Annotated in this window: 21 protein-coding genes; 13 read left to right on the forward strand and 8 right to left on the reverse strand. The window is 45.0% G+C overall.

Features of this window, described 5'->3' with window-relative positions:
- Nucleotides 1-13 precede the first annotated feature (13 nt).
- The gene (locus AB2J24_RS07500; RefSeq protein ID WP_367385016.1) at nt 14-2554 is read left to right on the forward strand and encodes a hybrid sensor histidine kinase/response regulator; all 2541 of its coding nucleotides are present in this window, start codon (nt 14-16) and stop codon (nt 2552-2554) included.
- A 1-nt stretch (nt 2555) separates the two neighbouring features.
- On the opposite strand, the gene AB2J24_RS07505 is transcribed toward AB2J24_RS07500, so the two are convergent.
- The 3 genes from AB2J24_RS07505 to AB2J24_RS07515 all read right to left on the reverse strand — a co-directional run bounded on the left by AB2J24_RS07505 (nt 2556) and on the right by AB2J24_RS07515 (nt 7229).
- Nucleotides 2556-4397, reverse strand: coding sequence for a glycosyltransferase (locus AB2J24_RS07505; protein ID WP_367385017.1), 1842 nt, complete (start codon nt 4395-4397; stop codon nt 2556-2558).
- The gene (locus AB2J24_RS07510; RefSeq protein WP_367385018.1) at nt 4394-5956 is read right to left on the reverse strand and encodes a hypothetical protein; all 1563 of its coding nucleotides are present in this window, start codon (nt 5954-5956) and stop codon (nt 4394-4396) included. Before AB2J24_RS07510 ends, AB2J24_RS07505 begins: the two co-directional genes overlap by 4 nt.
- Before the next feature lie 67 nt (nt 5957-6023).
- The gene (locus AB2J24_RS07515) at nt 6024-7229 is read right to left on the reverse strand and encodes an NAD-dependent epimerase/dehydratase family protein (RefSeq protein WP_367385019.1); all 1206 of its coding nucleotides are present in this window, start codon (nt 7227-7229) and stop codon (nt 6024-6026) included.
- Between the two features lie 395 nt (nt 7230-7624).
- On the opposite strand from AB2J24_RS07515, the gene AB2J24_RS07520 reads away from it, so the two are divergent.
- The 8 genes from AB2J24_RS07520 (at nt 7625) to AB2J24_RS07555 (ending at nt 18820) form a co-directional block, all read left to right on the forward strand.
- Nucleotides 7625-11134, forward strand: coding sequence for a calcium-binding protein (locus AB2J24_RS07520; RefSeq protein WP_367385020.1), 3510 nt, complete (start codon nt 7625-7627; stop codon nt 11132-11134).
- 240 nt (nt 11135-11374) lie between these two features.
- Nucleotides 11375-12433 carry a LacI family DNA-binding transcriptional regulator gene (locus AB2J24_RS07525; protein ID WP_367385021.1) on the forward strand — a complete coding sequence of 353 codons (1059 nt, stop codon included), beginning with the start codon at nt 11375-11377 and terminating at the stop codon, nt 12431-12433.
- 40 nt (nt 12434-12473) lie between these two features.
- A complete protein-coding gene (locus AB2J24_RS07530; RefSeq protein ID WP_367385022.1) occupies nt 12474-13472 on the forward strand; it encodes an ABC transporter substrate-binding protein in 999 nt (332 codons plus the stop codon).
- A 74-nt stretch (nt 13473-13546) separates the two neighbouring features.
- Complete coding sequence (locus AB2J24_RS07535) at nt 13547-14362, forward strand: ABC transporter permease (protein ID WP_367385023.1); 816 nt, start codon at nt 13547-13549, stop codon at nt 14360-14362.
- A gap of 4 nt (nt 14363-14366) precedes the next feature.
- Nucleotides 14367-15167 (forward strand): ABC transporter permease, encoded by an 801-nt coding sequence (locus AB2J24_RS07540; protein WP_367385024.1) that lies wholly within the window; start codon nt 14367-14369, stop codon nt 15165-15167.
- A complete protein-coding gene (locus tag AB2J24_RS07545; protein WP_367385025.1) occupies nt 15164-16210 on the forward strand; it encodes an ABC transporter ATP-binding protein in 1047 nt (348 codons plus the stop codon). The genes AB2J24_RS07540 and AB2J24_RS07545 overlap by 4 nt, the downstream gene beginning before the upstream one ends.
- Before the next feature lie 3 nt (nt 16211-16213).
- Complete coding sequence (locus AB2J24_RS07550; protein ID WP_367385026.1) at nt 16214-17044, forward strand: phosphodiesterase; 831 nt, start codon at nt 16214-16216, stop codon at nt 17042-17044.
- Between the two features lie 96 nt (nt 17045-17140).
- Nucleotides 17141-18820: a Na/Pi cotransporter family protein gene (locus tag AB2J24_RS07555; protein WP_162651717.1), complete on the forward strand. Its 1680-nt coding sequence runs from the start codon at nt 17141-17143 to the stop codon at nt 18818-18820.
- Nucleotides 18821-18976: 156 nt separating this feature from the next.
- Here the strand turns inward: AB2J24_RS07555 and AB2J24_RS07560 are convergent, their stop codons facing one another.
- On the reverse strand, nt 18977-20074 hold the full coding sequence (locus AB2J24_RS07560; protein ID WP_367385027.1) for an alkene reductase: 1098 nt from the start codon (nt 20072-20074) through the stop codon (nt 18977-18979).
- A 99-nt stretch (nt 20075-20173) separates the two neighbouring features.
- Here AB2J24_RS07560 and AB2J24_RS07565 point away from each other — a divergent pair, with 99 nt between their 5' ends.
- Both AB2J24_RS07565 and AB2J24_RS07570 read left to right on the forward strand, forming a co-directional pair.
- On the forward strand, nt 20174-21091 hold the full coding sequence (locus AB2J24_RS07565; protein WP_367385028.1) for a LysR family transcriptional regulator: 918 nt from the start codon (nt 20174-20176) through the stop codon (nt 21089-21091).
- A gap of 157 nt (nt 21092-21248) precedes the next feature.
- On the forward strand, nt 21249-21758 hold the full coding sequence (locus tag AB2J24_RS07570; RefSeq protein WP_367385029.1) for a flavodoxin family protein: 510 nt from the start codon (nt 21249-21251) through the stop codon (nt 21756-21758).
- Nucleotides 21759-21799: 41 nt separating this feature from the next.
- Here AB2J24_RS07570 and rfbG read toward each other — a convergent pair whose 3' ends face one another.
- Both rfbG and AB2J24_RS07580 read right to left on the reverse strand, forming a co-directional pair.
- Nucleotides 21800-22921 carry a CDP-glucose 4,6-dehydratase gene (rfbG, locus tag AB2J24_RS07575; protein ID WP_367385030.1) on the reverse strand — a complete coding sequence of 374 codons (1122 nt, stop codon included), beginning with the start codon at nt 22919-22921 and terminating at the stop codon, nt 21800-21802.
- A gap of 248 nt (nt 22922-23169) precedes the next feature.
- The gene (locus AB2J24_RS07580; RefSeq protein ID WP_367385031.1) at nt 23170-24018 is read right to left on the reverse strand and encodes a LysR family transcriptional regulator; all 849 of its coding nucleotides are present in this window, start codon (nt 24016-24018) and stop codon (nt 23170-23172) included.
- Between the two features lie 95 nt (nt 24019-24113).
- On the opposite strand from AB2J24_RS07580, the gene AB2J24_RS07585 reads away from it, so the two are divergent.
- The gene (locus AB2J24_RS07585; RefSeq protein WP_367385032.1) at nt 24114-24401 is read left to right on the forward strand and encodes a hypothetical protein; all 288 of its coding nucleotides are present in this window, start codon (nt 24114-24116) and stop codon (nt 24399-24401) included.
- 13 nt (nt 24402-24414) lie between these two features.
- Nucleotides 24415-25086, forward strand: a complete 672-nt coding sequence (locus AB2J24_RS07590) for a hypothetical protein (RefSeq protein ID WP_367385033.1) — start codon at nt 24415-24417, stop codon at nt 25084-25086.
- Nucleotides 25087-25209: 123 nt separating this feature from the next.
- Here the strand turns inward: AB2J24_RS07590 and AB2J24_RS07595 are convergent, their stop codons facing one another.
- On the reverse strand, nt 25210-25764 hold the full coding sequence (locus tag AB2J24_RS07595) for an NUDIX domain-containing protein (RefSeq protein ID WP_367385172.1): 555 nt from the start codon (nt 25762-25764) through the stop codon (nt 25210-25212).
- Nucleotides 25765-26008: 244 nt separating this feature from the next.
- Nucleotides 26009-26662 (reverse strand): hypothetical protein, encoded by a 654-nt coding sequence (locus tag AB2J24_RS07600; RefSeq protein ID WP_367385034.1) that lies wholly within the window; start codon nt 26660-26662, stop codon nt 26009-26011.
- Between the last annotated feature and the right edge of the window lie 183 nt (nt 26663-26845).

Raw genomic sequence — 26845 nt, forward strand, 5'->3', positions numbered from 1 at the left:
ACTGGGGCATAAATTGAAAAAACTTTATCTGCTATATCGCCCCTTTCAAACCGCAATAATTCTGATCGCATTATGTTTGATAATCTTCTCCATTTTCACTTTGGCTAACAAGGTGTGGAATGACGTTAGCAACCTTAAAACTGCCAAATCAGACAATGTTCATTGGATGCTATCTCAGTTGGAGGTGGATTATCTAAATCTGAGAACCGAACAAGAAACAGTCATTTCCGGCAAACATAAATCACTGAGTGAGCTTCGAAATAAGTTTGATGTATTTTACAGCCGCGTTACGATACTTAGGCAAGGATCTCCATTTAAAATATTGCGGGACGACCAGAAAACGGGGAAAATCGTAAATGATGTTTGGTCCTTTTTACAAAATTCTACCGAATTGATTGATTCTGATGATCAGACATTGTTCGAAAACATCGATAACTTCTCGTTAAAAACGTCCGACTTAGCAAGTGAATTACGCTCTCTTGCGCTGCGTGGTGTAGAGTTGGTGGCAAATGCATCTGAACAGCGCCGTGAGGGCGTGTCGCAAACATTGTTACTAATTGCTGGTTTGTCTCTCTTCCTGTTTGCAGCGCTTTTACTCATGCTATGGGTATTTTTGCGCCAGTACAGGCACATGAAAAACCATGCCAATGACAGCCAAATCGTATCCAATCGACTGAAGGCTGTCGTAACAAGCTCTTTGGACGGCGTGATCGTCATAAATCGAGATGCCAAAATTCTGGAGTTCAACGGTGCCGCAGAAGATATCTTTGGGTATACCAAACATGAGGCCGTTGGTGGTGATTTGGCTGAAATGATTATACCCGTCCACCTTCGACAGGCGCACAGAGACGGAATGCAAAGATACCTTGATACCAATGAAAAAAGAGTGGTTGGTAAGGGTCGTCTTCGTCTGGAAGCAAAACGTAAATCCGATGAAGTATTTCCGATAGAACTATCAATCTCGAGTGCTGAAAGTAAAGATGGTGAGGTATTTGTTGCATTCTTGCGTGATATCTCCGATCTCGTGCAAGGTGAGGAAGAGTTAAAACAGGCGCGAGACGATGCTTTGGCAGGCGAAAAAGCCAAGGCGCAATTGCTTGCCGTTATGAGCCACGAAATGCGAACACCACTAAATGGTATGTTAGGTACGTTGGAATTGATGTACGATAGCCCTTTGAGTACAAAACAAGAGCAATATCTGGATATCATCAATACTTCCGGGAAAATGCTTTTGCATCATGTGAATGACGTTCTTAACATCTCCCGTCTGGATTCAGGTAAATTTGAGACAGAGCTGAATAAGTTCGATATCACAAAATTGATGAACCAACTTTGTGATAGCCAACGTCAGAGCGCTGCAACCAAAGGGAATGAAATCTCAACGGATTTTGTTAGTCTAAAGGACCAAATTGTTGTTGGTGATGACTTGCGATTGCAACAAGTTCTACTCAACATCCTTGGCAATGCTATCAAGTTTACTCGAGACGGGAAAATCTCCGTAGAAGCCGAACGAAAAGAAGGTGACATCATCGAAATCCGTATCTCAGACACTGGCATAGGAATAGATGAGGCCGATCTGGATAGAATATTTGAGGATTTTGTCACTTTGGATTCATCCTACGGACGTACCGAGGCCGGAACAGGTTTAGGTTTGGGAATTACAAAGCGCATGATTGCCGCAATGAACGGCTCCATAGGCGTTGAAAGTGTGAAAGGAGATGGAAGTTTATTCTGGGTTCGATTGTCGTTACCAGAATTTACAGAGGATGAAATTGCGGAAGAAACGAGCGATATAACTGATACTTCCGCCATCATACCGCAGCGCATCTTGGTGGTTGAAGATAACAGTATAAATCGTTTTGTTGTGCGCGAGATGTTAGAAAAAGATGGGCATACGGTCATTGAAGTTAAAGACGGAGTTGAAGGTGTTGCCATTTGCAAACAGCAAACATTCGATACGATCCTTATGGATATCAGCATGCCGCGTTTGGATGGTGTTGAAGCCACCAAAATCATTCGCGAAAGCGGTGGACCTTCTGCCAAAACACCGATTATAGCTCTCACCGCGCATGCACTGCCGGAAGAGATCATAAAGTTTAATGAAGTCGGTATGAACGACACATTAATTAAACCCATATCAAGTGTGTCCTTACGTAATGCTATACAAATGGCAACGAATAACAGCAAGAAAACCGCATTACGACCCAACACTGATGAACACGTTCAAGTCATTGATCATAAAACCCTAAATGAGATTAAAAACACGCTAGATACAGAAAAATATGAGGTACTGCTGCAAAAGTTTATTGGTGAATCTGATATGGAAATAGACTGGATTTCGTCGAGTAATGGTACGACCACCAACACAACGGAGTTTGTGAAACGCGTTCATAATCTGGCGGGTTCGGCCTCCCTTTTTGGCGCAGTTCAACTACGCGATGTGCTTTTTCAGATAGAAACGATTTGTAAGACTAAGAAACCAGACGAGCTAGATCAATACATCAATCGACTTCCGGAAATTTGGGAGATTACAAAAACCTCATTGTTAGCTTAGATCACGCCACCCGCAAGGGTTTGTCGGGTATGATATTGTTTTCGTATGCCAACTCAAGAACTTCCCCATTTGACGACACAAGAATGCTTAGCATAGATTCCAGTGTAAAATAGGCGCGTAGCACTCTGAAAATGAGATATTCAGGCAGGGCAAAAACACCCCTCGGCAGGCCATTTAAAAATGCAGATACTACAGCCACGATGGCCGGTGCACCTGTTGTCACGGCAACAATTGACTGCCAGATTATGGGGCTATCTGGATTAAATCCAAACGCGTATTCCATCGTTCCAAACAAGATTAATGGGACCAACATTGCCCGCCGACCAGAGTTTATAAGCATATAGGGTAGAATGATTTTCCCGCGCAGTGTTGCATTCCGTGAATAAATTAAATCTCTGCAACGTGAACTTATATGATAGATGGAGCGAAACCAGCGCATGCGCTGTTCTCGCATATGTGGATATGATGCTGGCACCTCAGATACATATCTAAGCTTTGGATCAACAACAGAATGATAACCAAGCTCACCAATTCGTAGTGAGATATCAGTATCCTCACCATTCATTCCCTCGACAAAGCCGCCAAGATATATTGGATGTTTTGTTCGATAAACAACGAACATGCCAGGAATGCCAACCACTCCGTTGACCGCACCCATTGCTACGGAATAAAATCCATGTTTTACAATCACTTCCAAAAGCCGAGCGCGATCAAAAAGGGCACCACCTGGTGGGATAGGAACACCGCCCACAACACCCACCGCGGGATCGGAAAAATACGGCATTGCCCTGGACAGGTTGTCTTCACCTACCAAAGTATCGGCATCCACACGGACTAGAAACTCGGTTTCAGTGGCTTCCAAACCAGCATTTAACGCGTTGGATTTTCCTGGTTTTGGCACATTGATAACGCGTCCTTGCGCAGATGTGCATGCAGCAAGAGCTTCGCATGCAATTTGCTCGGTGTCATCAGTCGAATTATTGTTCATGATCAAGATATGCACCTCGCCCCCATAATGGGCAGCGGCTTTATCCATCGCATTTATTGTATCCTTGATAATGTATGATTCATTATGCGCAGGAACAATGATGCTAACTGGAGGTCTAAAGTTGGCTTTCTTTGCAAGAGCCACATCCAAAATTGCCAAAGCATAAAGCTGACCGAACAGCGTTGGCAAAAACAGAAACACGCCAGGGCCGATACCGCCCAATAATGTCAGTTCCCGCAGTTTCTTAACAATATAAAGATCCAAACCACCAATATAACTGGACACAATAATTGCGATAATCGTCGTCGCAACAAGTCTGATAATTGCTTTCTTGTTGCTGACAGGTCGATGCTCCAGCGGGATACGCACAGGCATTCGTCCCCGTTCCAGCAACTTAAAAGAATAGATCGCAAAACCTAGTAATCCAGAAATAATGGCACTGAAATGGAGAGAGTACGCCATGTCAAATCGCGCACCTATCGTGATATTTGCGAGGTCTAAAAAGGTGCAAACCAGAACATAACTAAAAACCATATCCAGCGCGAACAGAAAGCGTCCCAAATTGCTGCCAGAACTGAACATGGCAAACGAGATAAAGAAGGACAAAATAAAAATGCGCACAGCAACTGCATGACGCCCCTCATAAGGCGATAGAACCAAGTCCCTGTTTGGAAAGTGCTGGCTAACCTCTGGTGTATTTATCAGCCAAAGCAAAAATATCGCAATAACGCAGAAAGTTGCGAGCATTGCAGGTGCACGCATTTGCGATACGGGACCTGCAAAACGCTTTGGCGCGCTGTCTACCGATACAAAACTAATCTGATCGCGATTGTCTTCTGGGGTTAAATCACTCATCCTTCACCCCCGCCTATTGGTAACTGGATCAGCACTGCATTGGGCGAAATCTCATCTGTTGATCGGTTATCGGATAAATCTTCTAATCGCGATACTGAAAGTTCTCCGGCGTCTGTTTGAAAGAGTATCCACTGTTCGAACATTTCATTCTGAAAATTTTTAACAGCATCAAATTGCCCTCTTTCCAGAAAATAAATCTGCGCCCCGCCGCTTGTATCACCTATATCTATAGTTTCGGGAAGCGCAGATGCCAGTATATGTGCGAACAGATTTGCCTGATTATCGGTGATGTTCTCGTTGCCTGAGATACCAATTTCCCCAACCGATTTTAAGGCATTTTGAAGACCGTGAAACTGATCATCCAATCTCTCAGAACCAGCAAGTAGCACAGTATCCTGTTCCATCTGCGCAATCAAAATCGGTCCATTATTACAAATTCCATCGTGATTTTCAGATGAATTTAGTGTCACTTCAATCAGATTGTTGGCTATTTGACTGCGTTCATTCAGCAAAATTTTCCGGCGATATTTGCTGGTTTGAGATTCTAAAGTTTCTGTGTGTATCAATGAACCATTTAGCGTAACTGATACCATCCAATTGGTTTCTTGTCTTAATCCTGATAACATAAGACTTAAATCTATTGCGCTTGGCAATGTGCGCCCAGAAAACTGGCTTGGCTTATATTTTATTCTCCAGCTTGTTGACTTATAAAAGCGCCGTACACCAAAATTCACACCACTATTGGCAACATAGTAAGGCCATTGTTGCTGGTTACTTTTGATCCTTGGAAGCGTTGTTCTAAGTATTTCTAACTCTTCAATTGATAGGCCACCAGCAGCCTCACTTGTTTTGAAGATAACTTTTTCTCCATCGCGGATAAAAGATGTTCCATAGTTGGTTAAGATGTTTTTTTCCCGTTTCGAAAACTTGTTATCCCAATGAATAGAGATCAATCGTCCGCGGGATAAAACCTGGTCACGGGGAGTTTGAATGTTACGATCAAGATTTAAATAAAGCCCGCTGGTCGCCTCAATTTCTGCGATGGCTTGAATGCCATTCTTTGATGTACAGCTGTTAGTTTCATATTCACCTAACAGACTGAACGAGACGACCAGCCGCTCTTTTGCTAGTTCTTCGGACAATAGAGGAACCAACAAGGAGCGTCCTACCTCTCCTGGATACAATAGCATTTCACCGCGTTTGGTATTGTTGATGGAAATACGCAATACGCCGTTCACATCATCAAGTACCTGCGATGTAATGTCTATTTGGAGGTAACCAGAAACAGGGCGTGCATCGATTGGCAGCGGAAATGCAGCGCTCTGATAGGAGGGTAAACCGGTAAGAATTATGGGGGCATTACGAGTAAATCCAAAAAAGACTTTCTCATTTTTTCCCAATTCTGATGTGTTAAAAGTTTCTGCCTCAAAAACCAATTGTGGACCAAAAGCCAACTCATTGAACTGGCGCAAACCACGTTGCGGAATATTATGTGAAGACAATAAAAAAACTGCCCACGCTATAAAGAAGGCCATCAGGCCAATGCCAATCGTTCTCATTTGAAAACCTCATACAAGTTAGCACTGCTGAACCCGCCTCCAAGCGGGAACAACAGTGCTGAGTTAGTTAAGCTGCTTGCGGATCTTGGACCACGCCAGGACGTTGATTTTCTGTCCAGGTTGAAACACATGGGATCATGTGCATGCGACATCTGTCAGCAAAGCGCATTGCAATATCCTGCGTTTCTTCCAACAATCCCTCTTCCAATGTAATCGGATTTAAACCCAAGGTGATGAAGGTTTTATTCGAAACACGAAGGTCGTTTTCTGCCGCCTCATTGCGTGGATTGTCCACATTAGCAATTTCTGCGCCTGAAACTTTGGCCACGATTTCTGCCAAATAACGAACCGTATGAGTTTCTGTCATTTGATTTAAGATTTTCACCTGACCATCTTTTTCAGGTGGATTTGCAACAGCCAGAGCCAAACACTTAACAGTGTCCTGAATATGGATAAACGCTCGCGTTTGTCCACCAGTGCCGTGCACGGTCAAAGGATGACCAACAGCTGCTTGCATGAGGAAACGATTTAGAACAGTGCCATAATCACCATCATAATCGAAACGGTTGATCAAACGATCGTCCAGCCTGGTTTCTTCTGTTTGAGTGCCCCAGACAATGCCCTGATGCAAATCAGTTATACGTAAGCGATCATTCTTGGCATAAAACTGAAATAGCAGCTGATCCATAGATTTTGTCATATGATATACGCTGCCCGGATTGGTTGGATACAAGATATCACGCTGAAAAATTTGGTTGTCGTCACCTGGTACATAGACTTTTAGATAACCCTCAGGAATCTCCATTCCATCATCGTCGTAGCCATAAACACCCATTGTTCCTAAGTGAATAATATGTGGCTCAAGTTTGAGCTGGGTAACTGCAGCCAGAACATTATGTGTCGCGCCAATGTTGTTGCTAACTGTGTAGCGTTTTTGACTTATCCCTTTCATGGAATACGGTGCTGCGCGCTGTTCGCCAAAATGGATAATTGTGCTTGGTTTTAGTTCCGCGAGCAATTCTTCTAAACGTTGATACTCTGCTGCAACGTTGAAATTTTCAAAGGCGATATCTTTGCCCGTTGCCTCTTTCCATGCTGCCAACCGCTCGTTCATAGATTTAATTGGTGTCAGGCTATTGGCGCCCAAGCTCTCATCAATTTGACGACGTGAGAAATTATCCACAATCGTAACTGCATAACCTTTTTGCGACAGGTGTAACGCTGTAGGCCAACCACAAAATCCGTCACCGCCAATTATAAGAATATTTTCCATTTTTCGCATCCTTTGTTACCGCCTGTCGGAATTGACCTGTACAAACTAGATCTGCACATCCGGCGTTTATGGGATCAACATACGATGATGAAAAATGGATTTCTCACGTCTGGGTGTATAGATGCGCAAGGAAATGGGTAGATTAGATACTCGTTTGGGATCATGGGCTTAGCAGATCGGATAGAAAGACTATCCTTTCGGATATAGAATAAAGGAAATCTGTCTCATTCATGCGTTAGGCAGATCGGTTGGCTACAAAACGGCCTTCTACACATAAGTATAGCCGCATATACGAATGCTCTCCCGACTATCTTTTTCATCTCAAGACGTTCACCGCGCGTGCGCCTACATTCAATTAAAAGAAATAATAGCGCCGCAGCGCAAGGAGAGTTCCAATGGCACGAAAGATTTATGGTACAAACAACAATGACACTCTAGAAGGTGGCGCAGGTGCTGACATTATAAATGCGAAAGCTGGTGATGACATTGTTTCAACAGGAGCTAGCGCGGACAAAGTTTTTGGAAAAACCGGAGAGGACACAATCACGCTTGGGTCTGGATCCGACAAAGCATACTCGGGGCAAGACGATGATTTTGTCGATGGTGGCAACGGTTCAGATATTATCTACGGCGGCCAAGGAAATGACGTGCTCTATGGTGGCGACGTTATCCAGTCTGAAGGAGCGGACAATTCTGCTGGAGGCATAGATGATAAAATTTGGGGTGGTTCTGGCAACGATGAAATATACGGCCAAAGCGGGAATGATCGCCTTTTTGGCCAAAATGGTGAGGATGTTATCTCCGGTCAGGCGGGAGCCGATGAAGCCTATGGTGGGAAGAATAGTGATGTGCTTTCCGGCGGCTTGGGCAATGACATTCTTGATGGCGGAGAAGATGCTGATATTCTGAGTGGGAATGAAGGTAGCGATACACTCAAAGGCGCACATGGAACAGATATTCTATCAGGTGGTTCTGGTAATGATTTACTGGAAGGTGGTTCTGAAGATGACACGGTTAATGGTGATGCTGGTACTGATGCTGTTTTCGGAGATGCAGGAATGGATCTTCTGTATGGCGGCTCAGGTAATGACGAAATCCATGGCGGTGATGATAATGATACGGGCTACGGAAACGAGGGCAATGACCGCATGTTTGGCGGTTCAGGAGCGGATGTTCTAAAGGGTGGAACCGGGGAAGATTTCATACAAGGTGATAGTGGCAATGACGTTATTCACGGTGAAGAAGGTGATGATGTCATAAATGCTGGAGTTGGAAATGACACAGTTTATGGTGGCGAAGCCGATGACGAGATCAATCTTTACGATGGTAATGACATAGCCGTTGGCGGTGCGGGTGAAGACAATATTGATGGAGGAAATGGAGATGACCTTATCTATGGTGATAAACTCGCGGTCAATATTTTGTCAGAAAGCGCTGAACACGTTGGACAATCAATCGCACAATTTAGCGGGTCTGACTGGACCGTTGTTGAGAATGCTGAGACAGGACAATCAGAGATGTCCCAGAGCGTCAACACCGATGTAAAAACGACTTACACTATAAGCATTGATGTTGCGGCGAACTTCGCTGCAGGTCTGACATCAGGGGCTGTTGAAGTATTGTGGAACGGGAATGTAATTGACAAAATCGAAGTTCAAACGGGCGTGTTTGAAACCAAGAACTACGATGTTTTGGGCGCAGGCAATGGCACCGGATTGATGATCCGCACCGCTGAACCGGAAAATGAAGCGTCTTCGATTTATGATACAAGCGGTCCGATTTTTTCATATGAGAAAACAATCGATCTCGGCAATGGTGCCATCACGGTTGATGCATTTGCTCCCGGGCAAGCCAAGTTATTTCAGGTCATCAGTGGGCAGTTGCAGGTTTTTGATACTGCAACACAAACATATATTGGTGCAGGACCAGAAACCGGTGTGAAAGTAAATGCAATCGGTCTTAATGTAGAAGACGACCTGATCTATGGATATGCAAAAGCGTCAGGCAAAGATGCCCTGGGCCAGACAATAGCAGATAACAGTCTTGTTATGATGGATGCCAAAGGCCAGATATATAAACTGGGAGACGGTGATTATCCGGATTTCGTTGGTGATTTTGACGGAAAAGGTAACCTTTGGACGTTCCACACAACGTTGGATCGTGTCACAAAAATCGACGTCGATAATCTTGATGCTAACGGAAATCCCGTTGTCGAAACATTTTATTTCCCGACCGATTTAAGCAAAAACAACATGTATGATGTTGCGTTCAATCCACAAAATGGAATGTTCTACGGGGTCGTTGCACCCAATATTCCCGGTGGTCAGGGCAAAATCATAATGATCGATTTGACTGAAGTCGAAAATGGCGACCAACCAGTTATCGCCGAAATACCTATCACCCATTCTCAAGTGAATGAAACTCTTTACGAAGGCATGGCGAAAGGTGCCTATGGGGCCGTCTTTATGGACGGGCTTAGCAATCTCTACACAGGCCTCAATAATGGTGACCATGACCTGTCCGCCAATACGCCAGATAATGGCGGAGTTTATCGCATCGTTTTTGATGAGGCCGGTCGCGAAGCCACTGCAGAGTTAATGGCTGCATCACAATCCACCGGAAACAATGATGGCGCAATGGATACACGTGGCAATGATCCTTTTGCAGATGTTGATGCCACTGCAAATGTCCTCGTTAAAAACATCAAAGTTGTTCAAACCGAAGGTGAAGGTTGGAACGACATAATCTTTGGCGGTCTGGGCGATGACGTCGTATACGGCGGTGGTCGTGATGATAATATTAATGGCGGCTTGGGTGACGATACCCTTTACGGTGAGGCAGGACTGGATTTTATCTACGGTTTGGAAGGCAATGATGAACTATTTGGTGGCTCCGGTAATGACAGCCTTTTTGGTGGTCTCGACAACGATAATATAGATGGTGGCTTAGGAAACGACACTATTTTTGGCGATGAAGGTGATGATATTCTGCATGGTGATGCTGGAAATGATCTTATCAACGGAGGTGACGGTTCTGATGCGATTTTTGGCGGAGACGGACGAGATGCACTCTCGGGAGGATTGTCCGATGACACGTTAGAGGGAGGATCTGGCAACGATATTCTCAATGGTAATGAGGGTGCGGATTGGCTCTCTGGCGGTAGCGGAAAAGATGAGTTATTCGGAAATACTGGCGAAGACTATCTGCTGGGCGGAGCTGGTAATGATGTTCTAAACGGAGGCGCCGGCAATGATACGCTCAATGGAGGTTCAGGAAATGATAATCTGCTGGGCGGCTCAGGCGCTGATACTCTGACGGGCGACAGTGGAAACGATCATATTCATGGCAATGAAGGCAATGATCAGATCAACGGAGGAGCCGGCATTGATGTCATTATCGGTGGCTCTGGATTAGACATAATATCAGGTGGAACTGGTGGTGATCGTATTTTTGGCGGCTCGGACGGGGATACGATCTTCGGTGATGCGGGTAACGATCAACTTAACGGCGAAGCGGGCTCAGACATAATTCGCGGAGGAAACGGTGCTGATACCATCTCTGGAGGAGACGGAGATGACTGGATAGAAGCCGGGAATGGACGAAACATATTATCAGGTGGCGATGGCTCTGATACTTTTGTCTTCCTATCAGACAATGGATTTCATCACGACATCATCACTGATTATCAATGCTATGGCGAAAATGCCGACACGATAGATCTGGCTAGTTTTCAGTTTCTTGATAACTATGAAACGATTGAAGATTGGCAATCTGATTGCATTACCTTTGGAGAAGACAATACTATTCAGATCAAACTCGGATATTGGCAAAGCATTATTATTGAAGATAGTTTTGAAGCAGGATCAAGCTTTATGCCAACATTTATCGACACATTGGATTTTTAATGAGGTGATTTTCATTCGGGTAAATTCCTGCCCTCTTAACTGACAAATTTATGGCTTTCATGAATTTGTCACACTGCACCGTTATTGTGCATTCAACGATCAGAGGCAATTTTAGAAACAATTCATAGCTTACAATTTAATCCAGCATCGGTGGCTTTCCGGGTAAAATCATAGCATGACTTGACTCATAAAGTTATGTGTGTTCAATTTGTGGAAACGTTTCCATTGGGAGGTAGAAACATGAGTACCAAGGTTACTATCAGGGATGTTGCTAGCCTAGCTGGCTGCAGCATCGCGACTGTATCCAGAGTGCTCAATAAATCGGGCCCTTCAAGTGTAGAGAATCAAAAGCGCGTCTTAGCAGCGGCTAAGAAGCTTAATTTCGAGTTTAATGAAGTTGGGCGCTCACTTCAGCGACAGGCATCAAAAACGCTGGGCGTAATTGTACCTACAATTTCCAACCCTGTTTTTGCTGATGCAATAGAAGGCGTTCAAGAATGTGCATCTGAAAACGGCTATCGAATATTGCTTGGTTTTGCCAACTATAACACCAAGCAGGAATTGAAGAGCCTAGAGACATTGCTTGCTCATCAGATTGATGGCGTTGTTCTGACGGTTGGGGATATTGAAGATAGTCCTGCAATCAAACGTTTGGAGCAAAGTTCCACGCCTTACTGTTTGATGTTCAACCAATCCAGAAATCCAGGTAGCCCAACGGTTTGTGTAGATAATGCTTTGGCAGCGCAAAAGGTGGGTGAAGAAATTTTTCAACTCGGGCATACGTCGGTTGCATTTCTTGCAGTGCGAATGAATTCTTCTGACAGATCTCGCCAGCGCTACGCAGGTCTTTGTGAAGCAGCAAGACTGGCAAAGATGCCTAAACCACCTATTGTGGAGGTTAATTATGAACCCTCAAATCTTGAGGTATCTTTAGCTAAATTGTTTGCGGAGAAGCCTGATGTTGGAGCGATATTTGCATCAAATGACATGTTGGCCCTCGCTTGTATACGAGCGCTTAGAGCCATCAATAAACGCGTCCCTGAGGACGTCAGCATTGTCGGTTTCGATGGAATAGCAATAACGGACCTGGTCCAACCAAGCATTGCAACGGTACTGACGCCTTGCCGTGAAATGGGCAAACAGGCAACAGCCCTTGTTATAGATGCGTTACAAAACAACCGAAGTGTTACACCCCAAGCTGTAATGCTTCCATTCGAATTTCGTTCTGGTCAGAGTTTAGTTTCCAGCCAGACGAATGTGTCGACACGCGAGCTGCAACCCGCGAGTCGACTATCTTGACCACCCCAGACAATTTCAAATCAAATGGAGTAACAGACAAATGAGATATATACTTGGAACTGCATTAGCAGCAACACTTTTGGTCACAATACCTGTGAGTGCCGAGGATTCAATTTGCTACAATTGCCCACCTCAATGGGCGGATTGGGCAAGCATGTTAAAAGCGATTGATAAAAATATCGACGTTCAAATGCCACACGACAACAAAAACTCGGGCCAAACATTGAGCCAGTTGATTGCGGAAAAAGCATCGCCAGTTGCCGATGTGGCTTACTATGGTGTTACCTCAGGCATTAAAGCTGCCAATGAAGGTGTTGCCGCAGCATATAAACCAAAAGGCTTTGATGATGTTGCTGAAGGTCTAAAAGACCCAGAAGGCCGTTGGGTCACAATTCATTACGGTACGCTCGGTATGTTCATTAACAAAGACGCCCTAGGCGGTGCACCCGTGCCAGCTTGCTTTGCAGATCTAAACAAGTCCGAATATAATGGCATGGTTGGATATCTTGACCCATCCAGTGCATTTGTTGGTTATGCTGGTGCAGTTGCTGTCAATCGCGCCTTTGGAGGGGATCTTGATAATTTTGATCCAGCAATCAAATACTTCAACGAACTAGCAAAAAACAACCCGATTGTCCCGAAACAAACATCATATGCTCGTGTTGTCTCAGGCGAAATTCCGATCCTGTTTGACTATGATTTCAACGCTTATCGCGCCAAATATACAGAAGGCGGAAACTTTGAATTTGTTATCCCTTGCGAAGGCACAGTCGTCGTTCCTTATGTGATGAGCCTTGTGGAAAATGGTCCTAAACCTGAGGTTGGCAAAAAGGTATTGGATTACATCATGTCTGATGAAGGGCAAGCGATCTGGACAAATGCATTCCTAAAACCTGCTCGCCCGGTGAAACTTGCGCCTGAAATCGCTGCAAAATTCTTGCCGGACAGTGAATATGCCCGTGCTAAACCAGTAGATTATGCCAAGATGGAAAAAGTCCAAAGGAGCTTCGGTGAACGCTATCTCAACGAAGTGAAATAGACTTTTATCACACGCTTATTTAGGCAAACCGGGGAGCGGTTTTCTGCTCCCCTAATATTTCTTGGATTACTATCATGAGCCCCCGTTCTTTTTTTGTAATATGTCTATTGCCTCTGGCGATATTTACTCTGGCGTTTTTGGCGCTGCCGCTAGTTCGTCTGTTTGTTTCGTCCATTAGCACGGAATCAGGCTTTGGCATTTACGTCGAGATTTTAACAAACCCGCGGTACATGAGAAGTCTGCTACAAACCGTTCTAGTATCAGCTGCCGTAACTGTTGCTGCATTATTTATCTCCACAACTTCCGGATTATTTTTAGTACGTAACCAATTTGCAGGACGGGGCGTATTAATTTCCGTGCTCACCTTTCCATTGGCGTTTCCTGGTGTGGTGATTGGTTTTCTTATTATTTTACTGGCTGGTCGACAGGGGCTTTTCAATATTTTGGCAAAGGATCTATTCGATGCGCGGCTTGTGTTTGCTTACTCAATGACTGGCTTGTTTTTTGGGTATCTGTATTTTTCTGTCCCGCGTGTTTTGCTCACGGTCATGGCAGCCGCCGAGAAACTTGATTTATCTTTGGAAGAAGCTGCTCGCTCTCTTGGCGCTTCGCCAATAGCAGTATTACGCGACGTCATCTTGCCGGCATTGACCCCTGCCCTCATTGCAGCAGGTGCGATTGCATTCGCAACGGCCATGGGCGCATTTGGAACCGCATTCACGTTGGCAACAAATATCGATGTATTGCCCATGATCATTTATACCGAGTTCACGCTCTCAGCTAACATTGCCATGGCCGCTGCACTATCGGTTGTATTGGGCCTCGTGACATGGATTTTACTTGTCATCAGCCGCTCGCTCACTGGCGGCGCCATTGCGGCGGCGGGGTAACGTCATGAAAAAAAGATCATCAAGCTTCATCTTTCAACTGACAGTAACTTTGCTGGCCTGCGCATTCCTGCTTGTACCCGCAATAATGTCAATAATGGCGGGCTTCACCGTCAATTATTTCCAAGGCATCTCCAGCGGCGTGACAACAAAATGGATTATTGAAGTGTGGGGGCTTTATTCTGATAGTATAGTACGCTCAATCTTGCTGGCAATTGCCTGTCTGATTAGTACGCTCATTATTGGTATACCAGCAGCTTACGCTCTTAATCGAATGGGGTCGCGAAGTTCCCGCATATTAGAGGAATTTGTCTCTCTGCCTTTATCAATTCCTGGCCTCGCTCTGGCTTTGGCTTTATTGCAGTTGTATGGCAGCATGAAAGGATTTCGAATTTCTTCCTGGTTCATTCTATCAGGCCATGTTCTTTATACACTACCCTTTATGATCCGTTCTGTTCTGGCCGTTTTTGCAGCCATTGATCTAAAAACACTTGAAGAAGGCGCCAGTTCCCTTGGGGCTACGCCGTGGCAACGGTTTCGCGATATTGCGATCCCTAATGCCATGCCGGGAATATTGGCTGGTTCATTGACGGTCGTTACATTGTCGATCGGTGAATTTAACCTGACATGGATGTTACACACCCCTTTAACAAAAACACTACCTGTGGGTCTAGCTGATAGCTACGCGTCTATGCGACTTGAGATAGCGTCTGCCTACACATTGGTGTTTTTCGTCATGATCGTGCCGCTTCTGATTGCTCTGCAATGGGCATCAGCGCGCGCGCAAGCTATAGGAGATATACGATGAGCGGTACAAAAATTCACTTAGAAAACTGTTCCAAAACATTCCCAGATGGAACACGTGCGTTATTGCCGACAAATATTGATGTATCCCCCGGTGAGATACTGGCATTGCTTGGCCCATCGGGGTGTGGCAAGACCACAATGTTGCGCATCATTGCGGGCTTAGAGATGCCCGATGCAGGCGGTCGCATTATGTTTGATGATACCGATGTCTCAACGGTAGCAATCGAAAAACGTTCTGTTGGCATGGTTTTTCAATCCTATGCGCTTTTCCCGAATATGACCGTACGAGATAACATCGGTTATGGCCTTAAAATCAAAGGTATCGATCGCGCTAAAATCAGTAAACGCGTTGATGAAGTCATAGAGCTCTGTCAGTTGGAGGGTTTGGGTAATCGCAACATTAAAGCGCTTTCCGGTGGACAAAGGCAGCGTGTAGCCGTTGCAAGGGCTGTTGCCCCGCAACCCAAGATATTGCTGCTTGATGAGCCATTATCGGCGCTTGATGCAGGATTAAGAGATCAATTGCGTGACGAGCTGGCTCTTCTTCTTCGAAAACTGTCAATTACGACGGTTTTCGTCACTCATGACCAATCTGAAGCCATGGCAATTGCTGACCGTGTGGCGGTTATGCGCTCTGGTAAAATGTTGCAAATTGATGACCCTAGAAGCCTTTATTCCAAGCCATCGAGTGCATTTGTTGCTCGTTTTGTTGGGGCTGCTAATGAGTTATCCGGCGTGGCAAGCAACGATAAATTATCATTACAGACGGGCACACTGACATTACCAAAGACTGGATCGTCACAAGGCCCGACAACCGTGTATGTACGGCAGGAAGCTATCAAGTTAACCGAAACTAAAGGCAACGGACTTGAGGGAACGGTTGTTTCAAAAACGTTCTTGGGAAGTTCGCAAAAGGTTGTGCTGTCCGGTGTTAGCGACAAGTTAATCAGTGTCGTTACAGATCCATCGACACAGTGTGAGATCGGGCAGACATTTGGGTTGTCGATCAAGACTGAAGATATTCTTGTTCTGGAAGATCAATAGCATATGACAAAAATCACGAAGATCATTCAATTATCTGACACACATATTGTTCGGGAAGGCACACTGGCTTATGGTGTTGTCGACACGGCTAAATATCTCGAACAAGCTGTTCGGGCGATCAATGAACGCCTCGAAAATATGGGCCCAATTGATGGGTTGGTTATCAGTGGTGACTTGACAGATTTTGGAACACCGGAAGAATACGAGCGATTTCAACGCCTTATCGAACCATTAAAGTTTCCTACTGTCGTGATGCCCGGCAATCACGATGACCGCGAGGCAATGCGAGGGGCCTTTCAGTTTGAAAATCAATCGGGGCCATTAAATACGCATAGGATAATCGGGCCAGTTCATGTACTGGCGCTCGACAGTTTGGTCACGAGCAAACCACACGGTTTTCTAACCAAGGAAACCCTTGCGTGGCTAAAGCAGAAACTGGCTGGCATAAACAACGAACCAATTATGGTTGCTCTGCACCACCCTCCTTTTGATACAGGCATTGAGCATATGGATTGCCAACGCTTACGAAACTCTGAGGAATTGTTGGACATATTGAACAATCACAAAGGTGCCAAACAGATTGTTTGCGGACATGTCCATCGCCACATCACGAGTTTTGACGACCGTTGCCCGGCCATCATAGCTCCCTCCCCCGCTCATGCAGTAGCATTAGATCATAGGAAAAACGGACCGTCTGATTTTACAATGGAACCAGGTGGAGTATTACTTCATACTTGCTCCAATGATGACATCTGTGGCGGCATGGGATATAGGTTCAGGTCCGAGTTTGTGCCGCTAGGAACCTTCGATGGACCCTACAGTTTTGGATTGTAAATTTCTGTAATGCCAGATCATTCAGTTTATGTTCCTTAATGAGGACAAATACATAAACTAGATATGTCTGATCTGTAGCCTGCAACGGGAGAAAAGATGCAACTATATATATTCGTTCTACAGTTAACAGCGGCGGTGATGTTGCTGCTTTACTCTACGCGCATGGTTCGTACAGGGGTAGAACGAGCTATGGGGTCCTCGTTAAAAAACATCTTTATGCGAAGCAGGCGCGGTGTCATTCTCAATGTTTTTGCAGGTGTATCCGGTGCTGTGTTGCTTCAAAGTTCTACAGCTGTTGCTCTACTCGTTTCCGGATTCGCTGCAACCGGCGTTATGGGTGTAACGGGATCTTTAGCTGTTGTTCTTGGCGCAGATTTCGGGACTGCTATAGTGGTTCAATTCCTAAGCCTTAACCTTACGGCACTCATTCCTGTTTTTCTGGCAATTGGTGGGATATTGTTTCTCAAATTTGAAAAGAGAACAGTTAAGCAGATTGGCCGTATCTTAATCGGTATCGCCTTCATTCTCTTATCACTAAAAATGATTGGAGAAGCTACAACACCAATGAGGGAAAGCGCCTTTCTGCCAGCAGTCGTACAGTATTTGGGTGAAGATGCATTCACGGCCTTCCTTGGCGGCGCATTGCTGACATTTATTTTTCACTCCAGCGTTGCGGCAATCCTACTATTTGCTACATTTTGTGCCTTAGGTGTTTTGCCAGTTGCAGCCGGAATATCGTTAGTATTAGGTGCCAATGTGGGTGGAGGATTGATTGCGGTTTGGTTGACCCGTAATTCCCACATTAAGGCGCGACGTATCACTATTGGCAATCTGATTGTACGGGCAACAGGGGCAATCATCGTCCTCATCGCCCTGCAATTTTACTCCCTGCCCTATGACGTTCTAGGTGTTAATGCCGAGCGCCAGTTGGTCAATTTTCATTTTATTTTTAATGCCGGCCTCGTTTTGGCATTTCTGCCATTGATTGTTCCACTTGCTAAGTTAAGCAAACAGCTAATTGGGGAAAACGGACCTGTCGCTACCGATTTCAAACCAGCAAGCGCCCTTAAACGCGATACGCTGGACAATCCAAGTCTGGCATTAGCCTGTGCTACCCGCGAACTGCTGCGAATGAGTGAGCAAATTGAAGTGATGTTTGCTCCCGTCATGGATTTTTTTGTTGTGCGTAATCCTGCTGAAGCGGAACGCATCCGCAAGATGGATGAGGAAATCAATCTGCATCATACGGACATCAAATTATTCATCGCAGAACTCAATCAGCGTGAACTTACAGCCGAGCAGGCTCAAAGAGGTATGGAGCTTATCAATATAACCATTAGCCTGGAGCATGTTGGTGATCTGATATCCAGAGATATGTTGAAAGTAGCATCTTCCATTCATGATAAGGAACTAAGCTTTTCCGAGGAAGGATGGAATGAACTGACCAGCCTTCACAATCGAGTAAGTACCAATATTCAACTGGCACTGAATGTCCTTATTTCTGATGACCTGGAATCTGCAAGGCAACTAATCAGAGAAAAAGAAATTGTGCGTAATTTGGAAAAACAAAGCCATGACAAACATCTGAACAGGTTAAGTAGTGGCGCACGAGACAGTATCACTACAAGTGATATTCATCTGGAAACAATTCGAATTTTGAAAGAAATAAATTCACGTTTTGTGACTTTTGCATATCCAGTTTTAGCTAATTGTGGAGAACTGCTTGATAGTCGGTTGGCCGAGGGAGAAACAGCCCCTCAAAGAGGCGTTTTATAACTAAATCAGTCGTTATTCCCACTTCGATAGCCGTAAAATATCACGTTATTCAACACCCGACCAAAGACTCACTCCATGATGACGAGTTAAAGCAGCATTCAATATAGCTTATAAAACTGCGCCATACTTTCTCAGGCGCAGTTATATCATTTCTCTTTATGCGTTCTCAACCTCTTTAGCAGCGTAATCGGTATAGCCTTCCGCTCCACCGCCATAGAACGTTTCAGGGTTCGGCTCCGTCAAAGCTATTAGGTTCTTATACCGTTCAACAAGATCGGGATTTGAAATGTACGGGGTGCCGAATGCCACGGCATCCGCTGCATTGGAAGATAATACATCCTGTCCTGTTTCCTGGTTGAGCGAACCGTTTAAGATCATTAATCCATCATAAGATTCTCGCAGAGCAGGCGCGACAGGCGGAAGACCGGCGACCATTGAGTTACCGCTATCCAGTGCTGGTTCAAGAACATGTAGATAAGCCAAGTTACGCTTTGTCAATTGCCTTGCTGCATGGGTAAATAATGCTTCAGGATTGGTATCTTTGATCCCAAACATTGCATTGGTGGGCGAGAACCGTATGCCCACTTTTCCCGCACCAATTTTGGCAATGATAGCGTCAACAACTTCCAGTAAGAACTTGCAACGATTTTCAATAGAACCACCATATTCATCGTCACGTTGGTTGGTACCATCACGCAAAAATGCATCTATCAGGAAATTATTTGCGGCATGTATTTCCACCCCATCTAACCCAGCGTCAACCGCACGGCGGGCGGCATCGGCGAATGCGGAGACGGCTTCTTTAATCTGAGATATGGACATAACTTCAGGGATTTCAAAGGCAGTCGGAACACCTTCACTATTGGGAAGCATACCCTCTGCCGGGATTGCTGAGGGTGCAAGTGCTTGTTGCCCCTGAATACTTTCGCGTAACACAGCGCGGCCCATATGCCAGATTTGCATAAAAATTCGCCCACCTTTTGCATGAACAGCCTTAGAAACTTTAGCCCATCCTTCCTGTTGCTGATCTGTGTATATACCTGGTGCACCCGGCCAACCATGACCTCTCGGGTGAACAGCCGTTGCCTCCGTAATGATTAAGCCAGCGCTCGCCCTTTGAGCGTAGTATGTCGCAACAAGTTCATTTGGAATGCCTTCCGGCCCAGTGCGCGCACGTGTCATCGGGGCCATGAATATACGGTTTTTAAGGTGATAATCGCCCAATTGAATGGGGTCGAAGAGTGTTACAGTCATCAGTTTTTCTCCGTAGAATTTCTATGATGACAATATTGCTTTTTCTGCATGGATACACTATCCGTTGTTTTTGCAAATGACTATTACTGGATAGTAATAATGAACTCTGATGGACTAACCGAATTTCTTGCCGTTGTACGTTCAGGATCATTCACGCAAGCAGCGAATGTTCTAGGTGTCTCGGTAGCCCATGTTAGTCGACAAGTCGCTCGTCTGGAGGAACGATTAGATACTAAGCTGCTGCAGAGAAATACCCGTTCTATCCACCTGACTGCACCTGGGAAACTATTACGTAAAAGCTCTGAGAAAATCGCTGATGATCTGGAAGCAGCTTTTTCCGAGGTTTCCAGTGCACAACGTAATTTGGAGGGTCGCTTACGGATTGCTTCGCTTTCGGGTTCATTTGCAGATCATGTCGTCAGCCCCGCAGTGAATGAGCTGGCCACCCAACATCCCAATATAGAAATTGAAATAGATTTCAATCCACGTCAGGTCGATATACTAAGTGAAGGGTATGATATTGCGATCCGCGCAGGCCCTATGCAAAGCAGTGGCTTAATAGCAAGGCTGCTTTCATCAAGAACAAAGGTTGCGGCCGCATCGCCCGAATACTTGTCCAAATACGGCGTACCTGCGCACCCAAGTGAATTGAAGAGGCATCAGTGCATACTGACACATTCCAATTCATGGCGGTTTTCAGAAAATACGAAACCTCTGGATGTAGCGGTATCTGGCCGATTAAGGTTAAATTCTGGAACAGCCATCCTTGATGCCTGCTCGCGCGGATTAGGGGTTGCCTACATGGCCGTTGGCGGTTTTGAAAATGCGCTGTCGCTGAGTAGGCTAACGCCAATTTTGGATAGTTTTTGGTATACCGAACCATCAATCTATATTGTTCGGCCAGACCGCAGATTTACGCCACGTCGCGTGGAGGCTGCTATTGAAATTCTTGAAGCTTTTGCAAAGCGGGTCGAAGCAAAAGAAAATCAATTGGTATCGGCTCTTCGCCGGTACTAATTGGTTTTGATATCAATGCTTTAAAGGCCCAACGAGCGAGAATTGATACATATCAATACCAGTTATTCAAATCCCTTCTAGAATCCCCTTAGTATAAACATTAATCAGATGCTCTAATGAGAAATACTACGAGATAAGCTTTTAATTGGAGTCGAAAATGAACTTAGAGGTGGATGAAATGAAAACACTAATACTCTATTATTCACGCACTGGCACGACTGCCAAGGTTGCAAGAACACTGGGACTTGCGCTTGATGCGCAGATTGCAGAAATAAAGTGTTCACATTATCGTTCAAACTGGCTTGGTTATCTGATTGCCGGATACGACAGCGTTAAAGGAAACCTCCCCCCAATCGAGGTTCCTGATCTTTCGTGGAAGAATTATGATTTGGTGATTTTGGGTGCGCCGATCTGGACAAGTTACGCCGCTTTACCATTACGTTCATTTTTGTCACAAAAACCGGATCTGCCAAAACGAGTTGCTCTGTTCTTAACCCATGGTAGCCATTCACCAGCTCAAAAAGCAGTAGATTTTGTGTCGAGTTTATTGCCAATCCCACTGGAAGGTGTTCTTGATTTACCACAAAGTCAGATTACCAAAGACCAATTTTCCGATCAGATTGACGGGTTCGTCGAAAAACTGACAACACCAACCGTAGTAACCTAAACCCATTTATGGGTGGGCTACACAACCTTTCAAAGAGCACCCTAAACCCAGCTTAGGCCCTTGGCTTGGGCCAATTTTTCATACTGGTGAATTTGCTGGACGGTTAGATCATACATGTCCACGCTGCCATTTAGATCCTTTTGGTACCAATCCGCTATAAACTTCACGGCCTCAGAATAATCCAAATTTGCTTCCCAATTCAAATGATGCATTGCCTTTTCACAATTGAGTTTTAGAAGTGTCGCTTCATTAAAAAGTCGATTTTCTGCAATTGTGAATGCATCAGCGTGATCTTTAAACCCCCAGTGTTGAGCAAAATCTTTTAGCAACTGCAATACTGTGCGGTTCTCCACATCTTTTGGACCAAAGTTAAATGGCTCTCCATGCAAGTCAGCCCGACGACCTAATTCAGCCGCAAGATGCAGATAACCGCTCAGAGATTCAAGTACATGCTGCCAAGGGCGGATGGCATTTGGGCTACGAATCTCAACCGGCTTTCCGTCAGCCCAAGATTTAATCATATCAACGACAATGCGATCCTTAGCCCAGTCTCCACCACCTATTACATTTCCTGCGCGACCAACTCCCAACCGGATATTGTCATTTTGCCCTGCTTGAAAAAATGATGCCAGATACGATTTGATGATGAGTTCTGCCGCACCCTTGGAACCGGAATATATGTCCTTGCCACCCATGGGCTCAATCTCGCGATATCCCCAAATCCATTCCTTATTATCATAGCATTTATCACTGGTAATAAACATTGCAATACACCGATGATCCAGGTCTCTTAACGCTTCTAATAGATTAGCCGTCCCAACAATATTTGTGGTGATCGTGTCGATAGGATCAGCATATGAAACCGACACAATAGATTGTGCGGCGAGATGGAAAACATAATCAGGTTTCTCTTCCACGATAATTTTTCGCATGGATGTTAGATCACATATATCACCAATCACATGGGCAATTTTCTGTTCCAAACCTAATGTTTCAAACATAGACGGGTTTGTAGGAATATCCTTCGAATAACCGATTACATTTGCACCTAAATGCAACAGCCAAGTGGTCAGCCACGCCCCCTTGAAGCCTGTATGACCGGTTATCAAAACCTTCTTTTTGTTAAAAGCACCACCGAAGGAACTTAACTCCAAATTTTCCAAGTTACGTCTCCCTCATCCCACATGGAGGTCAAAATTATCTTATCCTCAAGAGGGCCGATGCAATCTTGCATAAGTGCCAACATCTTCCAGGTTGACGGCCAAGCCAACGTCATTATCTCTCATTTTTTCGCTTGCATGGCAAATAAGTAAACACCTGAAAGGATATGATCAATCACAATTGATTTTGCCTTGTGGAAAATCCAATCTCTAGCGCGTACTTCCACATGAGATCACTCTAGCGAAGAGTTTTATTCAGTTCCCTCAATAGAAGGTCTAATGCGAATTAGGCGTTCTGCGATAAAATCGGCTACTGCTCTTACTCTTGGTACGGTGCGGAGGTCTTTATGAACTAGCAGCCAAAGATCTAAATCTGGTTTTGGTTTCGTGGAGTCAATTCTTTGCAAACCCGCATGATTATCTCCCACAAAACAAGGCAATACACCAACACCCAATCCGGCGGCTAATAGCTCGGCCATGGCCAAAAGTCCATTTGCTTGGATCGAGACATCCACATCTCCCGCAAGTTGATGCGCAGGATCATAATCAAAACCGACCCAAGTATCGGGCGAAGGACGAACAGCAAGGTATGAAGACGCCGCATACACACAAAGCGGGCTTTTAGCTATGCATCTACCATACGCGCTATCTGGCGGATTTTTAGTCAGGCGCAGCGCTATATCGGTTTCATGCGTATTTAAGTTAACTAGCTTGTTTGACAGTAAAATTTTAAGCGAAATTTGCGGATATAACTCCCGAAAGTCTTGCAAAGCGGGAGCAATCAATATCGTCGCGATGGCTTCTGGCAGCGAGAGCGTGACCGTACCATCAAGCTTGCGGTCAATGGATTGCACACGCCGCTCCAAATCGAACACGTTCGCTTCGGTTGCTTTTGCCAAAGGTAAAATTGATCTGCCAGCATCAGTTAAAACATGTCCAGTAGGTAAACGCTCAAACAAGATGGTGCCAATCTCATTTTCAAATGCGCGAATACGGCGCGTCACGGTAACGTGGGTGAGTTCCAGCAAATCTGCAGCCCCACGTATTGTTCCCGCATCAACCAGCGCCAAAAATATCTTGATATCGTCCCATTGCTTCATTGGTACATATATGTTCCGATTTGGTAATATATTGGTATCTATTCTATATGATTAATCGAGATTAATAAAGAGCTCCAGCAATTAAAGGAGCCAAAATGATATACAACTTATCTCTCAAGCAAGCCGACGTACCAGACCCACATAATGGTGATGTTAATTTAGGGCTTCATCACGAAGGCGCGGAAATAGCCAGCATTGATCTACATTGGGATAACACTCAGTTTACCGGTCGGTTTAATGGCTTTGCACCAGACCTGCCCACAAAAGCGCACCCTATGGCTTATATCAAAGCGGCCATTGATGCGATTTACAACGCCAAAGTCACACCAGATGAGCCAATTTCCAGCGTTTTTGGACGCAGCTCTCTTCAAATCGACGTTTAATCAGGAGAAACTCATGAAAATAGTATTACTGTCCGTTGTCACACTTTTAACCACGAGCGTAGCGCAGGCTCAAACAGCACTTTATCTTTCAATTCCTTCCGTTTCGGATGCAACACTGTCGAGCTGGGATGCCGAAGTTAGCTCTGTCTTTTCTAGTGCGGGATGTGAAATTCATCGTTCCGGGAAAATTGGTGGAGCGCTGGGACCGTTAGCGTGGCCTGAACTCGATACATTCCGCCTATATCAATGCAATGAAAGTGTTTTGACTGCTCTAGTTGAAGCTGGCGTGACAGACAAACTAACCAGCGGCTCACGCCAACCAGTATTAGTAGAAGGTGATTTGGTGACAATGGATGCACCAATGCCAACTGTTGCTGCTGAATATATCATCAAAGTCTCCTATTACAGCGACACTGACGGAACGTTGCGGGATAAGGATCTTGTTGCATTAAATACAAAAGTATCTTCAAAAAAAGGAGTCTGGCACACGGAGGGCGTACTCATCCCATCAAAAACCGTAGGGACAATTCGCCCAGATGAGTTGACATTTCTATTCTATGATAGCTCTGATATTGCAAACAAATTTCGCGATGAACACCCTGAAATCCTTGAAATGATAGGTCAGTTTAATGGCGCCCACTTAACATCTTTTCTATACCTTGGCGCGACCATCTCTGAAAATTAGAGTTGTGATTTGGTGAGCGCGTAAGCTTTTGCACTTTCATAATATAAATCAGCCGCCCAAGATTAAACTTTGGGCGGCGATGAAACTTTCTCATTTAAATCACAAACTAGATGGAATTGATCCTTATAGCGCTGCCGTCATTTTCTGTATCATTAGTCGCTGTAAAAGTATGACCGTTTTGGCATCGCAGATCTCACCACTTTCAATCATGTCCATCGCATCTTTGAGCGGAACATGTATCACTTCGATATCTTCACCCTCTTCAATGAGCCCTCCTCCGACAGAGGTCCGCTCATTTTCGGAGTAGCTCCCTTGAAAAAACACAAGATATTCAGTGACTGAACCAGGGCTCATGTAAAGATCGAATATATGTTCGAGAGTAGCTATTTCATAACCTGTTTCTTCAATCAGTTCTGCCCGCATGCGCTCCGCAGCTTCTGCACCATCTAGCAGCCCCGCAGGGGTTTCTATTAGTGAGGTTATACCGCCGTTCAAAAATGCAGGTAGACGAAACTGCCGTGTGAGCAACACGCAATCGGTCGCTGAATTATAAAGAAGGCAGGTTGCGCCATTTCCCCTGTCGTAGGCTTCACGGGTTAAACGTTGCCACTCTCCGCTACGACGTTTCAAGTCGTACTCGTGCTTGGTCAACTTACCCCAATCATCTGCCAAAACCATCTGATTGATAGAACGGAACACCGCTGGCTTGCTCAAATTGGCGACTCCTTCATTGAAATAAAATTCCTGCCCAAAATCACAGAGAATCGTGGTCACGCAGCTAAAACTAAGCCATGGACGAGAGTTATGGTTGTTGTCAATATTTGAGAAACTCTGAGGGTTATAACGGGGAGTAAAATGTGCACTGTCAGAAAATACCAGGAACAATATCTTCGTTTAATTGGCTATTACTCGCAAAATTGACCTAACCGGATCGATGAACGGGGACGGTAACTTCGATGGTAGCCAGCAGGCCAGATATGAGCAGAAGCTCCTCCTGCGGTGTGATGCTGGCTGTATGGGTGAACACCCAATCATGTGTGATCATCAATTTCTTAAGCCGACCCAAGAAGCTTGGCTTTCCTGAACGACGCCTATCGCACGCTCCGCTACCGCGCTCTTCACGTCGGATTGCACCGATTTCAGTTCCATCTTCAATACATGAATAAGCATCTGGCCAACTGCCCAATGCTGAGCGCAAAATACCTTCGCCTATCCCTGTTTGATCACAGATGTCAAACTTACGTCCTTTGGATGTCGTCAGTTGCCAACCCGATTTCATTTTATTGCGTGCACTTATATTGCCAACGCGCTTATTATCCACATCATCTAGTTCCCATGCTGTTCCTTGAAGATTGGCGACTGAAAGGAAACCGATATTCAAACCATCATGGTGAAAGCGCGTTACGCCACGCAAGAAGGACTTTTCTATATCGCAGGTCAAGAAGGGTTTTACTGTGTCTTTAAGACCTTGTCCGTGTGTTATTTCGTATCTGCGACGCACACCTTTAGGCAAAGCTTCGCCAGTAGAATCTTGGCTTGTAACTTGCATAAATCTTATGGTCTGAAATTTCTGCATATAATCTGTCCAAGAGAAAAACTTTCGCAAAGTATCACCACTTTACTGCCACTTATCAAGTAACTGACTGGTTCATCGTCCTAGTTGATAAATAAATCATAAATTAAAAATCAACAAATGCAGCAATCTTTTCTATGGCTTGTTCCGCTTCTGGTATATCCATCTGCATAGGCCTTGCACCCA

Source organism: Lentilitoribacter sp. EG35, from assembly GCF_040784015.1.
GTDB lineage: Bacteria > Pseudomonadota > Alphaproteobacteria > Rhizobiales > Rhizobiaceae > Lentilitoribacter.